The organism is Candidatus Pantoea rara (genome assembly GCF_051136265.1).
Lineage (GTDB): Bacteria > Pseudomonadota > Gammaproteobacteria > Enterobacterales > Enterobacteriaceae > Pantoea > Pantoea rara.
In genome coordinates, this window is the sequence record NZ_CP194942.1 from 670,806 (window position 1) to 684,766 (window position 13,961).

Below are 13,961 nucleotides of genomic sequence, written 5' to 3' on the forward strand. Positions count from 1 at the left end.
TTTCACCCTTCTAATCAGACATTTACGATGAGTCAATCAAACTATAACGCGGATGCCATTGAGGTCCTGACTGGCCTTGAGCCTGTTCGCCGTCGTCCGGGCATGTACACCGATACGACGCGGCCCAACCATTTGGGTCAGGAAGTGATTGATAACAGCGTCGATGAGGCGCTGGGCGGCCATGCGAAGCGGGTTGAAGTGATTCTGCACGCTGACCAGTCGCTGGAAGTTATTGATGATGGTCGCGGCATGCCGGTGGATATCCACCCGGAAGAGGGCGTGCCCGCTGTCGAGCTGATCCTGTGTCGTCTGCACGCGGGCGGCAAGTTCTCCAATAAAAACTATCAGTTCTCTGGCGGTCTGCACGGCGTCGGTATTTCTGTGGTTAACGCCCTGTCAAAACGCGTCGAAGTCACGGTGCGCCGTAATGGCGAAATCTATGACATGGCGTTTGAAAATGGCGACAAGGTTCAGGATCTGACCGTCACGGGGACGGTGGCGAAACGCAATACCGGCACGCGCGTCCATTTCTGGCCCGATGAAAGCTTCTTCGACAGTCCACGCTTTTCGGTGTCACGTTTATCCCATCTGCTGAAAGCCAAGGCGGTACTCTGTCCTGGCGTTGAGATTGTTTTTAAAGACAAGCTGAACAATACCGAGCAGACCTGGTGCTACGAAGATGGCCTGACTGATTACCTGTGCGAAGCGGTGAATGGCTTACCGACGCTGCCGGAAAAACCCTTTGTCGGTAGCTTTTCCGGTGATGTGGAAGCGGTGGACTGGGCGCTGTTGTGGCTGCCGGAAGGCGGTGAGCTGTTAACTGAAAGCTACGTTAACCTGATCCCGACCATGCAGGGCGGGACGCACGTCAACGGTCTGCGTCAGGGACTGCTGGATGCGATGCGCGAGTTCTGCGAATACCGCAACATTCTGCCGCGTGGCGTGAAGCTCTCTGCGGAAGATATCTGGGATCGCTGCGCCTATGTGCTGTCGGTCAAGATGCAGGATCCGCAGTTCGCCGGGCAGACTAAAGAGCGTCTCTCTTCACGCCAATGCGCAGCCTTTGTCTCTGGCGTCGTCAAAGATGCCTTTAGTCTGTGGCTGAACCAGAATATTCAGACGGCAGAACAGCTGGCTGAACTGGCAATCTCCAGCGCCCAGCGGCGTATGCGTGCCGCCAAAAAAGTGGTGCGTAAAAAGCTCACCAGCGGGCCGGCTCTGCCTGGCAAACTGGCGGACTGCACCGCGCAGGATCTGAATAAAACAGAACTCTTCCTGGTGGAAGGGGACTCGGCAGGCGGATCGGCCAAGCAGGCACGCGATCGTGAATATCAGGCGATCATGCCGCTTAAAGGCAAGATCCTGAACACCTGGGAAGTCTCTTCCGATGAGGTGCTGGCGTCGCAGGAAGTGCATGATATTTCGGTAGCGATCGGCATCGATCCTGACAGCGAAGATCTTTCGCAGCTGCGCTATGGCAAGATCTGCATTCTGGCGGATGCGGACTCCGACGGTCTGCACATCGCTACACTGCTCTGTGCGCTGTTTGTGAAACATTTCCGCTCACTGGTCAGCAACGGACACGTCTACGTCGCCATGCCGCCGCTCTACCGTATCGATCTCGGTAAAGAGGTCTACTACGCGCTGGACGAGGATGAGAAAGAGGGCGTGCTGGAGCAGCTGAAACGCAAAAAGGGCAAACCTAACGTTCAGCGCTTTAAAGGGCTGGGTGAGATGAACCCACTGCAGCTGCGCGAAACAACGCTGGATCCGAATACCCGCCGCCTGGTTCAGCTGACCATCAGCGAAGAGGATATCGACCAGACGCTGCGCATGATGGATATGCTGCTGGCCAAGAAACGTTCCGAAGACCGGCGTAACTGGTTGCAGGAAAAAGGCGATAAGGCCGATATCGATGTGTAAAAAACAGGACGCGAAAGCGTCCTGTTCTCTTTGTGCTTCAGCAGGCACATCCTTAGAGAACCCGGCAGATTCAGAGCAGAGACAGTAACCATTGTGAAGATTACCCTGGAAGAGCTACGCGCCTGGGTGGCGGTGGTGGACAGCGGTTCCATTACAGCAGCGGCATCCCAGCTGGCACAGACCAGTTCCGGCATCAGCCGTGCATTGTCCCGGCTGGAGAGCAAGCTGCAGACTACCCTGTTGCATCGCACCACCCGACGGCTGGCGCTGACCGAAGAGGGACAGGTTTTTCTGGAGCATGCGCGCCAGATCCTGGCTTCGGTTGAGCAGGCGGAGGAGCAGATTGCCCTGCGGCGCGAGATGCCGTCAGGACGGCTGCGGGTAAACGCTGCAACGCCCTTTATGCTACATGTGATTGTGCCGCTGGTGGACGATTTCCGCGCCCGCTATCCGCTGATCCAGCTTGAACTGAATACCGACGATATCCTGATCGATCTCTTAGAGCAGCAGACCGACGTTGCCATTCGCATCGGCGAACTGCGTGACTCAACGCTGCGCGCCCGGCTGCTCGGCAGCAGTGCGATCCGGCTGATGGCCAGTCCGGCTTATCTGGCGAAAGCGGGCACGCCGCAGAGCGTTGCCGATCTCGCCCAGCATCAAACCATCGGCTTCAGTTATCCTGACACCCTCAACGTCTGGCCAGTCTGGCAGTCAGATGGCGATTTCATGCGTATCAAGCCAACTCTCTCTGCTTCCAGCGGCGAAACTATTCGGCAGCTGGCGCTGGCAGGACAGGGAATTGCACGGCTCTCGGACTTTGTCAGTCGGGAAGATTGCGCTGCGGGCAGGCTGGTGCAGGTGTTAACTGCTGAAACCCGCGAACTGCGGCTGCCGGTGCATGCGGTCTATTACCGTAACACTACGCTCTCTTCGCGCATCGGCTGCTTTCTGGATTTTCTTCGTAGCGAGATTGATCGGCGGCAACTACTGTAAACCGGTTTGTCAGAAACAAAAAACCTCTGTCACAGAGCAGAGGTTCAGAGGGTGACAATTTCGCCTTCGGGCAAATCTGGTCGCAATGCATTCGCTCAGCGTGCAGGGACCAGGGTCAGACCGGAATTTATCACCAGCCTGACCCCAGCGACACAACCGGAATCAAGGCTTCAGCAATAATCAGGCGCTGGGTTCCAGCACCAGAATCTTCACATCGACCACATCATCTTTAATGATGGCGCGATGCGCATCCATGTGTGGCATTTGCTGGTGCTGCTCCAGATGGCGCAGCGTTTCCCACTGTTCCAGCATGAAAATTGAGTCTGGCGAGTTCTGCTTCCACGGCACCTGTGCCTGATGGTCCAGCAGCGCGTCATACTGATGGCAGCCATCTTCTTCTAAGACCAGCGGGATTAGCTTTTTCACCGCATCCAGCACGGCCTGACGGCGACCGGGTTTAACACAAATTTCAGCAACGACTGTTAACATTCGTGAATTCCTCTTTCGTGGGAAAATAGGGGATAGCCCCTCAACCATCTTACGCAAAAACGCGGCTAAGATGGGTCCGATAAGCAGCAATATCGCGTGGCACGTCCGGCGCTTTAATCACGTCATTGCAGATAAAGGTCGGCAGCGCTTCCATTCCCAGGAACTGGTTAGCTTTGTGGAAGTGCAGATAGAGGCCGTCGACGCCGACGCCTTCAAAGAACTGCTCCGGGTCGGTAAAGGCCTGCAGCGGTGCATTCCAGGTCAGTGACAGCATATATTTTTTGCCCTGCAGCAGACCGCCTGAACCATATTTCTTCGCCGCATCAGCGCGGGTACGACCATCACTGGCGTAGAGCGAGCCGTGGCCTTCGGTAAAGACTTCATCGATGTAACGCTTCACGGTCCAGGGTTCGCCCATCCACCAGCCTGGCATCTGATAAATCACCACATCGCTGTCGACATATTTCTGCACTTCCCCGGCGACCACATAATTGCTGTCAGCCACAGTTACAGACACCTCATGCCCCATGTCACGCAACTGGCTTGCTGCGACATCGGTCAGGGTATGGTTCAGTTCGCCTTTGGAGTGGGCAAAGGTTTTGCCGCCATCAATAATTAAAATTTTGCTCATAAATAGGTTGCCTCGCTTTCTGAATATGGTGCCCAGCTTACGCGTGCCGGGACCGCAGAAAAATGGGAGGTTGATCACAAGACTTTTGCTGTGGCAGCAACAATACGCAGGTTTATGGCACCATCGATTGGCAAACTCATCATCAAAACATCAAAGAAAAAAATCAGAATGAAAAAAATCGTCCTCGCATTGTTGCTGGTCAGTGGTGCTGTCCAGGCACAATCTCATCTCGACACCATTCTCAGTTCTAAAACGCTTAAGGTCTGCACCACCGGCGATTACAAGCCTTACAGCTATCTGCGATCCGATGGTCAGTATGAAGGGCTGGATATCAGCATGGCGAACGCGCTGGCGACTTCACTTGGTGCAAAAGTGCAGTGGGTGCCGACCACCTGGAAAACCCTGATGCCGGACTTTCTGGCAAAGCAGTGTGATATCGCCGTCGGTGGCGTCTCCGTCACACTAAAGCGTCAGCAGACCGCCTGGTTTGCCCGGCCACTGGATGCAGACGGCAAAATCCCGCTGGTTCGCTGCACGGATAAAGATCGCTTCCAGACCATCGAAGAGCTTAACCGGCCTGATGTGCGGCTGATTGAACCGGCAGGCGGCACCAACGAAGCCTTTGTACGCAGCCATCTGCCGAAAGCCTCACTGACGCTGTTTCACGATAACGTCACCATCTTCCAGCAACTGGTAGATAACAAGGCGGATGTGATGATCACCGATGCCTCTGAAGCGCGTTTTCAGCAGCAGCATTACCCGACGCTCTGTGCGATCAATCCCGACAAACCGTTACAGTATGGCGAGAAGGCTTATATGATTCCGCGTGACGATATCAGCTGGAAGCTCTATGTCGATCAGTGGGTGCATCTCAGCACCGCCACCGGTGAATATGGTGACATTGCCCGCCAGTGGATGGGCGCAAAGTCCTGATTCACTTCCACAGACAGGTCAGGCACTTGCCGGTCTGAATCCGGCGTCCCTCCGGCACCTTAAATCGCGTAGCGGGACGCCCCTTGTCCCGCGCTTCCCCTGTGACTAACACCAGCGAATAAGGTACTATCCTCGCCAAACCACCGCCGGGTGTCCCGCCGTTGTGGGTCACGATGTGAGGATGAGAAATTCATGAGTGAACTGACGCAGGATGGTGCAGAGCGTCTTGCCCTGCATACCTTTACCGAGGATGCGTATTTAAAATATTCGATGTACGTCATCATGGACCGCGCGTTGCCTTATATCGGCGACGGGCTTAAGCCTGTACAGCGACGCATTATCTACGCGATGTCAGAACTGGGTCTCAATGCCAACGCCAAATTTAAAAAATCGGCGCGTACCGTAGGTGATGTACTGGGTAAATACCATCCACACGGTGACAGCGCCTGCTATGAAGCAATGGTATTGATGGCGCAACCGTTCTCCTACCGTTATCCGCTGGTGGATGGGCAGGGTAACTGGGGAGCACCGGATGACCCTAAGTCGTTTGCAGCGATGCGTTACACCGAATCCCGTCTATCCAAATATGCCGAGCTGTTATTAGGTGAGTTAGGCCAGGGAACGGTGGAATATCAGCCGAATTTTGACGGCACGTTGCAGGAGCCGAAAATTCTGCCGGCGCGCCTGCCCAATATTCTGCTCAATGGCACCACCGGTATTGCCGTCGGCATGGCGACTGATATTCCGCCACACAACCTGCGTGAAGTGGCTCAGGCTGCTATTGCGCTGATCGATTCGCCGAAAACCACGCTGGAACAGCTGCTGGATATTGTCCAGGGGCCTGATTACCCGACCGAGGCGGAGATCATTACGCCGCGTGACGAGATCCGCAAAATGTATCAGACCGGTCGCGGCTCTATTCGCCAGCGTGCGGTATGGAAGAAGGAAGAGGGCGAGGCGGTGATCACCGCGCTGCCACATCAGGTTTCAGGCGCGCGCGTGCTGGAGCAGATTGCTAACCAGATGCGCAATAAAAAGCTGCCGATGGTGGAGGATTTGCGTGATGAATCGGATCACGAGAACCCGACCCGCCTGGTCATCGTGCCGCGCTCCAACCGCGTCGATCTCGATCAGGTGATGAATCATCTGTTCGCCACCACCGATCTTGAGAAGAGCTACCGCGTTAACCTCAACATGATCGGGCTGGATAACCGTCCGGCGGTGAAAAACCTGCATGAGATCCTGACCGAATGGCTGGTGTTCCGTCGCGATACGGTCAAACGCCGTCTTAACTACCGACTGGATCGGGTGCTGCGTCGCCTGCATATCCTTGAAGGTTTGCTGGTTGCGTTCCTGAACATTGATGAAGTCATCGAGATCATCCGTGCTGAGGATGAGCCTAAGCCGGTTCTCATGTCGCGTTTTGGCATCAGCGAAACTCAGGCCGAATCGATCCTCGAGCTGAAGTTGCGCCACCTGGCAAAACTGGAAGAGATGAAGATTCGTGGCGAGCAGGCGGATCTGGAAAAAGAGCGCGATCAGCTGCAGGCTACGCTGGCCTCTGAACGCAAGATGAATACTCTGCTGAAAAAAGAATTACAGGCTGACAGCGCCAGTTACGGCGATGATCGTCGTTCGCCACTGCGTGAGCGTGAAGAAGCCAAAGCCCTGAGCGAAACCGAGCTGGTGCCGTCTGAACCGGTCACCATTGTGCTGTCGCAGATGGGCTGGGTGCGCAGCGCCAAAGGTCACGATATCGATCCGGCCGGCCTGAGCTATAAAGCGGGCGACAGCTATCTGGCTGCGGCACGCGGTAAGAGCAATCAGCCGGTGGCCTTTATTGACTCTACCGGCCGCAGCTACACACTGGATCCAACGTCGCTGCCTTCCGCGCGTGGGCAGGGCGAGCCGCTAACCGGCAAACTGACTCCACCGCCAGGGGCGGTGGTTGAACAGGTGCTGATGGAGCCGGATGACCAGCGTCTGCTGATGGCCTCTGATGCAGGCTATGGCTTTATCTGTACTTTCAACGATCTGGTATCACGTAACCGCGCCGGTAAAGCGCTGCTGACGCTGCCGGAAAATGCCCGCGTGATGACACCGATGGCAGTGCATCATGAAGATGACATGCTGCTGGCGATTACGCAGGCGGGCCGGATGCTGATGTTCCCGGTGGGCGAGCTGCCGCAGATGTCGAAAGGCAAGGGCAACAAAATCATCTCGATTCCGTCAGCGGAAGCGGCGGCTGGTCAGGATAAACTGGCCTGGCTGATGATCCTGCCGCCAGGCAGCGCGATTACACTGCACGTGGGCAAGCGTAAAATGTTGCTGCGCAGTGAAGAACTACAGAAATTCCGCGCCGATCGCGGACGTCGCGGTACGCTGTTACCGCGTGGCCTGCAAAAAATTGATCGTGTTGAACTGGATGCGCCTGCGCGTCCGGCGAGCCCGGATAGCGAAGCGTAAACTACCCGGCTGACCCTGCGTCAGCCGTGGCTCAATGAGGGAACTATGTTACTGATTCTGCGTGCCATTATCGTCGTCATTTATTCGATCCTAATCTGTATCTTTGGCTGTATCTGGTGTCTTTTTTCACCACGTGATCCGCGCCACGTCGCGACTTTTGGTCGTCTGTTCGGCAAATTGTCGACGGTATTTGGCCTTAAAGTAGAGCTGCGCAGACCGGAAGGCGCAGAGAATTATGGTAATGCGATCTACATCGCCAACCATCAGAACAATTATGACATGGTCACGGCGGCCAAAATGGTTCAGCCCTATACGGTCACCGTGGGCAAGAAGAGCCTGCTGTGGGTGCCATTTTTTGGCCTGCTCTACTGGCTGACCGGTAACCTGCTGATTGACCGCGATGACCGTGCTAAAGCGCGCGGCACCATTGGTGAGCTGGTGGATCAGTTCAACAGTAAGCGTATCTCGATCTGGATGTTCCCGGAAGGAACGCGCAGTCGTGGTCGTGGCTTGCTGCCGTTTAAAACCGGGGCTTTCCATGCAGCCGTGGCGGCGGGCGTACCGATCATTCCGATCGTGGTCTCAAACACCCATGGCAAGATCAATCTCAACCGCTGGAACAACGGCCTGGTCATTGTTGAGATGCTGCCACCGGTTGATGTAAAAGCGTTTGAGTCCTCGTCGGTGCGTAAGCTGGCCACGCACTGTCGCGAACAGATGGCGGCGAAGCTGGAAGAGCTGAACGCCGAAGTCGCAGAACGCGAAAAAAACGGAAAAATCTGACCGGCGAACCATTCGCCGAACTATCCTGCATGGATGCCGCACGGCGGGCCTTATCCGGCTCGCCGTGAACGCAGCACAGCAAAATCAGAGCAATAAAAACAGGGTCGGCGCTTAGCGCCACGCGTAAAGGGTCAGAAGTTTTATGTCTTTCAGCAGACGTCAGTTCATCCAGCTTTCTGCCGGAGCGGCGCTTAGCGCCAGTGTACTACCTCATGCGGCGCACGCCGCTTCTTCAGCTAATGGCGATACGCCACTTCCGATTCCGCCGTTGCTGGAATCCCGTCGCGGCCAGCCGTTGTTTCTGACGATGCAGCGCAGCCACTGGTCTTTTAATGGCGACAATAACAAAGTGCCGGTATGGGGCATCAACGGCCTCTACCTTGGCCCGACCGTTCGGGTATACAGCGGCGACGACGTTAAACTGATCTACAGCAACCGTCTGAATGAGCCTGTCTCGATGACCATCAGCGGCCTGCAGTTGCCGGGTGCACTGATGGGAGGTGCGCCGCGTATGATGTCGGCCGGTGTCGACTGGTCGCCGGTGCTGCCGATTCGTCAGGCGGCTGCAACCTGCTGGTATCATGCCAACACCCCAAACCGCATGGCTCCGCACATCTACAACGGTCTGGCGGGCATGTGGCTGGTGGAAGATGATATCGGCCGGCAGCTACCGCTGCCGAAGCATTACGGCGTCGATGACTTCCCGATTATCATTCAGGACAAACGGCTCGATAACTTTGCCACGCCGGTCTATGACCCGCCGCAGGATGGCGGCTTCCTGGGCGACACGCTGCTGGTAAATGGCGTGCGCAATCCGTTTGTGGAAGTGTCACGCGGCTGGGTGCGTCTGCGCTTGCTGAACGCGTCAAATGCGCGCCGCTATGAGATGGTGCTCAGCGATAACCGTCCATTTATGGTCATTGCCAGCGATCAGGGCTATCTGCCTGCACCGGTGGCGGTGCAGCGTCTGTCACTGGCGCCGGGCGAACGCCGCGAAGTGCTGGTAGATATGTCGCAGGGCGATGAAGTGTCGATTACTGCGGGGGCGGCGGCGGGCATTATGGATCGGCTGCGCGGTTTCTTTGAGCCATCCTCTATTCTTACCTCTACCCTGATCCTGACGCTGCGACCTACCGGCTTGCTGCCGCTGGTGACAGATAATCTGCCAATGCGACTGCTGGCCGATCAGATTCTGGATGGCGTGGCGGTTCGCACCCGTGAATTCCGCATCGGTGACAGCATGCCGGGCATTAACGGCGCGCTCTGGGATGTGAACCGCATCGACACCACCACGCAGCAGGGCACCTTTGAGCGCTGGATTCTGCACGCTGATCGGCCTCAGGCGCTGCATATTCAGGGCGTGATGTTCCTGATTAAAAGTGTCAATGGGGCTCAGCCGATGGGTGAAGATCGTGGCTGGAAAGATACGGTGTGGGTCGATGGCAGCGTGGAACTGCTGGTTACCTTCCCGCAAAGTTCGTCCGATCACTTCCCGTTCGTCTACTACAGTCAGACGCTGGAACTGGCCGACCGCGGGACAGCGGGCCAACTGGTGGTGCAACCCACCGCATAGCAGCGCGGTCAGGCGGAAAGAACCCGACTGACCGCGTGAATCGCTTTCTGTCCTGCAGCAGCAGGGCAGAGCGTGTCAGATCACTCTGACTTTAGTTAAAGGTTTCCGGGTCCGGCCCCAGACGATTGCCGCTGTCCAGTTTCGCAATATCACTCACTTCATGCTTATCCAGACGGAAGTCGAACACCTTAAAGTTTTCTTCGATACGCGCTGGCGTTACCGACTTCGGAATCACTACCAGGCCGCTATCCAGATGCCAGCGGATCACGATCTGCGCCGGTGTCTTGCCATATTTCTGCGCCAGCGACTTAATGATGTCCTGATCGAAAACGCCTTTACCACCCTGTGCCAGCGGACTCCATGATTCGGTCTGGATCTGATGCAGTGCGTTCCACGCGTGCAGCGTGCGCTGCTGCAGCATCGGGTGCAGCTCGATCTGGTTCACGACTGGCGTCACACCTGTTTCATCCAGCAGGCGCTTCAGGTGCGCTTCATGGAAGTTACAGACACCGATGCTTTTGGTCAGACCCTGCTGCTGCAGTTCGATCATCTTCTTCCAGGCATCAACATAATTGTCTTTCTCCGGGCACGGCCAGTGCATCAGATAGAGATCAACCTGATCCAGCTTCAGTTTCTCCAGGCTGGTTTCCATCGCCTGCTGAACGTTCTGTTGATCGTCATTCCACAGTTTGGTGGTCACGAAAATCTCTTCACGCGGCACGTCGGTTTCCTGCAGTGCCTGACCAATCGCCTCTTCATTCTTATAGGCGGCGGCGGTATCGATTGAGCGATAGCCGACCTCAAGCGCTTTCAGCACCGCATGGCGCGCATCTTCAATGCTGGCCTGCCACACACCGAGTCCGAGTTGCGGCATCATATTGCCATCGCGCAGTTTGATAATGGGTTGGTCTGCCATAGTTGCTCCTTTCCGTTGCGGTTAATCCGTGAGATTTCACTGTGCTTAAGTCTAGCCAACAATTGTCAGCCTGCTCAGCTCTTGTCACAACAGCAGTTCTGCAGGCATGCCCGATTCAGTAAATTTCTTGCCTGATTCTCCAGGTTGCTGGCGATTCAGGCATTCGCGCGGCACACTGGCTTTTTGGCCGAAACAGGAGTCGCTATGGCGCATGATGCACTGTGTCACCGGCTGGCACAGCAGGTAGTCACCTTAATGACCCACGGTCACGACCGTCTTTGTCCGGTCGAAAATGTGTCACTGATTTATGCGAATCAGTATCGTCCCCGCACGCCAATGATGTATCAGCCCGGCATTGTGATCCTGTTTCAGGGCAGCAAAACCGGCTATCTCGGCAGCACCGTATTTCAGTATGACGCCAGCAAGTATCTGATGCTCACCGTGCCACTCCCGGTGGAGTGCGAAACCTGGGCCTCACCGGAGATACCCATTGCCGGACTGTGCCTTAACGTCGATACCGCCAGCCTGCAGGATCTGCTGATTGAAATCGGCGATGACGATCAGTTCCAGCCGCAGCCGCAGACGTCGGGCATTCATTCCGCATGGCTGACGGAACCGATGCTATGTGCCGCTGAGCGGCTGCTGGATGTGATGACCCAGCCGCGTGACGCGCGTGTACTGGGGCCGCACATCGTGCGGGAGATTATCTACTACGTGCTGACCGGCCCGATTGGCGGCGCGCTGCTCTCTCTCGTGAGCCGACAGACGCAGTTCAGCCTGATCGCGCGTGCCCTGCGGCGAATCGAGAATCACTATGCAGAGAACCTCAGCGTCGATACGCTGGCGGCAGAAGTAAACATGAGCGTTTCAGCCTTTCACCATAACTTCAAAACGGTAACGCAGACCTCGCCGTTGCAGTATCTCAAGCGCTATCGCCTGCATCAGGCGCGATTGCTGATGCTGCACGATGGACTGAAAGCGAGTGCGGCGGCGGTGCGGGTTGGCTATGAAAGCCCTTCACAGTTTTCGCGGGAGTTTAAACGCTACTTTGGCGTAACGCCGGGGGAAGAGGTCAATCGTGTCAGACAGACAGTAGCAGACCCGTCCGCCTGAGTGGCGGCGGGTCAGTGTGCTAAGCGCGTCAGGCCCGTTTCTGCCGACGCTGTTTCCAGATCACCAGAATGCTGCCGAACAGGCCGAGCACCAGCAACACCATCGGCAGTATCATCAGAATCGCCATCACCTGATCTTCATGACGCTTGATGAACGGCACCTGGCTGATGCCATAGCCAAAGGTCACGACAATGCCGACCCACAACATGCCGCTGAGCCAGTTAAACAGCTGGAAGCGACCATTCTGTAAACCTGCAATGCCTGCCATAGTCGGCAGGATGGTGCGGATAAAAGCGAGGAAACGGCCGACCAGCAGCGCCATCAGACCGTGACGATTAAACATATTCCAGGCTCGCTGGTGATACTGCGCGGGCAGATGCATCAGCCAGCTTTTCACCAGTCGCGTATTGCCCAGCCAGCGGCCCTGCAGATAGCTCAGCCAGCAGCCGAGGCTGGCGGCCGTCGTCAGGATCACCATGGTCGGTACAAAATCCATCACCCCTTTAGCCACCATCGCGCCTGCCAGCAGAAGCAGACTGTCGCCCGGCAGGAAAGAGGCGGGTAACAGACCATTTTCCAGAAACAGCGTCAGAAACATCACGCCATACACCACCCACACCACATCCGGATTTGCCAGCGCAGCAAAATCCTGATGCCAGAGCGCCTGGACAATCTCGTGTAAAACACCCATTAGCGATTCCATCACGTCACAAGGAACATTCCGTCTGCGTTCAGACAGCGCAGTGATCTCACTGACAACCTGAACGATGCGGGATAAATTTTAACAATAAATAGGGCGTTGCCCGGCAAACTCTGCGGGCCACCGCAACCCGGTTTATCTTCTGTTTACTTTCTGATGTGCTGACTCAGCGCATCAGGCGTTCAAAACCGGCCTCCAGGTCAGCCAGCAGGTCATCAACATGCTCCAGGCCAATATGCAGCCGCACCAGCGTGCCGGTGAAATCCACGCCGCCCGCCGGACGAATCTCTGCCAGCTCTTCCGGCTGATTGGCCAGGATCAGCGATTCATAGCCGCCCCAGGAGTAAGCCATGCTGAAATGATGGAAGTGATCGAGATATTCCGCCAGCCTGGGCGCGTCTAATTTTTCCTGCAGGATAAATGAGAACAGGCCGCTGCTACCGTTAAAATCGCGCTGCCAGAATTCATGGCCTTTACTTTGCGCCAGCGCCGGATGATTCACCCTTGCCACGTCGGGACGCGCCGCCAGCCACTCAGCCACCTGAATCGCGCTCTCTTCATGCTGACGGAGACGGGTGCCCAGCGTACGCAGACCCCGGCTCGCCATGTAGGCGCTATCGGCATCGACCATCTGGCCCATCAGATAGGAGTTCTCGCGCAGCTGATCGATGCAGCGTGCATTGGCGACTGCGGTGCCAATCATCGCATCGCTGTGACCAATCAGATATTTGGTGCCGGCCTGAATAGAAATATCGATACCGTGCGCCAGCGCGTTGAACAGAATACCGGCCGCCCAGGTGTTGTCGATCATGATGATCGCTTCAGGCGCTTTGGCACGAACCGCCGCCACAATGGCCGGAATATCCTGAACTTCCATGGTAATTGAGGCAGGCGACTCCAGGAAAACCACCCGGGTGTTGGGCTGCACCAGTGCACCAATTTCACTGCCGATGCAGTGATCGAACCAGCCCGTTGTCACCTGCAGCTTAGCCAGGATTTTCGTGCAAAAGTCCTGCGTCGGTTCATAGACCGCACCGCTCATCAGCACGTGGTCGCCCGCTTCGACAAAGGCCAGAATCGCGTTCGCCACGGCAGCCGCGCCGCAGGGGTAGAGGACGCAGCCTGCGCCGCCTTCCAGCTCGGTCATCGCATCCTGCAACGCGAAGTGCGTCAGGGTGCCACGACGGCCATAAAAGAGTTCACCTTTTGCCCGACCGGCGGTGGCGCGTTTTTTTTCCGCGACCGTATCAAAAACCAGCGAGGAGGCCCGTTGAATCACGCTGTTCACCGAGCCCTGGGTATAACGCTTGCTGCGTCCTGCACTGACGAGCGTGGTATCAATTTTTCTGGTGGTCATGAGTCGCCTTTACCGCTTCAGACTAAGCCCTCACGTTACCACGAAACAGCCAGCAGGGTTGAGATTCAATGGTGATTATCAGAG

General features: G+C 56.3%; 12 protein-coding genes. 7 read left to right on the forward strand and 5 right to left on the reverse strand.

All coding sequences use genetic code 11. The features are described 5' to 3' along the window. The first annotated feature begins 27 nt into the window (after positions 1-27). Together parE and ACR8BF_RS03330 are read left to right on the forward strand one after the other, a co-directional pair. The gene (gene parE, locus ACR8BF_RS03325; RefSeq protein WP_179898574.1) at positions 28-1,923 is read left to right on the forward strand and encodes a DNA topoisomerase IV subunit B; all 1,896 of its coding nucleotides are present in this window, start codon (positions 28-30) and stop codon (positions 1,921-1,923) included. Positions 1,924-2,016: 93 nt separating this feature from the next. Then, positions 2,017-2,916, forward strand: coding sequence for a LysR substrate-binding domain-containing protein (locus ACR8BF_RS03330; RefSeq protein WP_314985506.1), 900 nt, complete (start codon positions 2,017-2,019; stop codon positions 2,914-2,916). A 180-nt stretch (positions 2,917-3,096) separates the two neighbouring features. Here ACR8BF_RS03330 and ACR8BF_RS03335 read toward each other — a convergent pair whose 3' ends face one another. Both ACR8BF_RS03335 and ACR8BF_RS03340 read right to left on the reverse strand, forming a co-directional pair. Beyond that, positions 3,097-3,405: a putative quinol monooxygenase gene (locus ACR8BF_RS03335; protein WP_031590861.1), complete on the reverse strand. Its 309-nt coding sequence runs from the start codon at positions 3,403-3,405 to the stop codon at positions 3,097-3,099. A 49-nt stretch (positions 3,406-3,454) separates the two neighbouring features. Then, complete coding sequence (locus ACR8BF_RS03340; protein ID WP_179898572.1) at positions 3,455-4,036, reverse strand: NAD(P)H-dependent oxidoreductase; 582 nt, start codon at positions 4,034-4,036, stop codon at positions 3,455-3,457. Positions 4,037-4,204: 168 nt separating this feature from the next. Between ACR8BF_RS03340 and ACR8BF_RS03345 the strand changes: the two genes are divergently transcribed. The 4 genes from ACR8BF_RS03345 (at position 4,205) to ftsP (ending at position 9,791) form a co-directional block, all read left to right on the forward strand. Further along, complete coding sequence (locus ACR8BF_RS03345; RefSeq protein WP_434745544.1) at positions 4,205-4,969, forward strand: transporter substrate-binding domain-containing protein; 765 nt, start codon at positions 4,205-4,207, stop codon at positions 4,967-4,969. Between the two features lie 192 nt (positions 4,970-5,161). Next, positions 5,162-7,435, forward strand: coding sequence for a DNA topoisomerase IV subunit A (parC, locus tag ACR8BF_RS03350; RefSeq protein WP_179898571.1), 2,274 nt, complete (start codon positions 5,162-5,164; stop codon positions 7,433-7,435). Between the two features lie 45 nt (positions 7,436-7,480). Beyond that, a complete protein-coding gene (locus ACR8BF_RS03355; protein WP_136196741.1) occupies positions 7,481-8,218 on the forward strand; it encodes a 1-acylglycerol-3-phosphate O-acyltransferase in 738 nt (245 codons plus the stop codon). Between the two features lie 142 nt (positions 8,219-8,360). Beyond that, positions 8,361-9,791 (forward strand): cell division protein FtsP, encoded by a 1,431-nt coding sequence (ftsP, locus tag ACR8BF_RS03360; protein ID WP_179898570.1) that lies wholly within the window; start codon positions 8,361-8,363, stop codon positions 9,789-9,791. Positions 9,792-9,882: 91 nt separating this feature from the next. Here the strand turns inward: ftsP and dkgA are convergent, their stop codons facing one another. Then, positions 9,883-10,707: a 2,5-didehydrogluconate reductase DkgA gene (dkgA, locus tag ACR8BF_RS03365; RefSeq protein ID WP_179898569.1), complete on the reverse strand. Its 825-nt coding sequence runs from the start codon at positions 10,705-10,707 to the stop codon at positions 9,883-9,885. A 204-nt stretch (positions 10,708-10,911) separates the two neighbouring features. On the opposite strand from dkgA, the gene ACR8BF_RS03370 reads away from it, so the two are divergent. Beyond that, the gene (locus tag ACR8BF_RS03370) at positions 10,912-11,820 is read left to right on the forward strand and encodes an AraC family transcriptional regulator (protein ID WP_136197350.1); all 909 of its coding nucleotides are present in this window, start codon (positions 10,912-10,914) and stop codon (positions 11,818-11,820) included. Between the two features lie 28 nt (positions 11,821-11,848). Here the strand turns inward: ACR8BF_RS03370 and ACR8BF_RS03375 are convergent, their stop codons facing one another. Then, a complete protein-coding gene (locus ACR8BF_RS03375) occupies positions 11,849-12,511 on the reverse strand; it encodes a DedA family protein (RefSeq protein ID WP_179898568.1) in 663 nt (220 codons plus the stop codon). A 175-nt stretch (positions 12,512-12,686) separates the two neighbouring features. Next, a complete protein-coding gene (gene metC / locus ACR8BF_RS03380) occupies positions 12,687-13,877 on the reverse strand; it encodes a cystathionine beta-lyase (RefSeq protein WP_292987851.1) in 1,191 nt (396 codons plus the stop codon). Between the last annotated feature and the right edge of the window lie 84 nt (positions 13,878-13,961).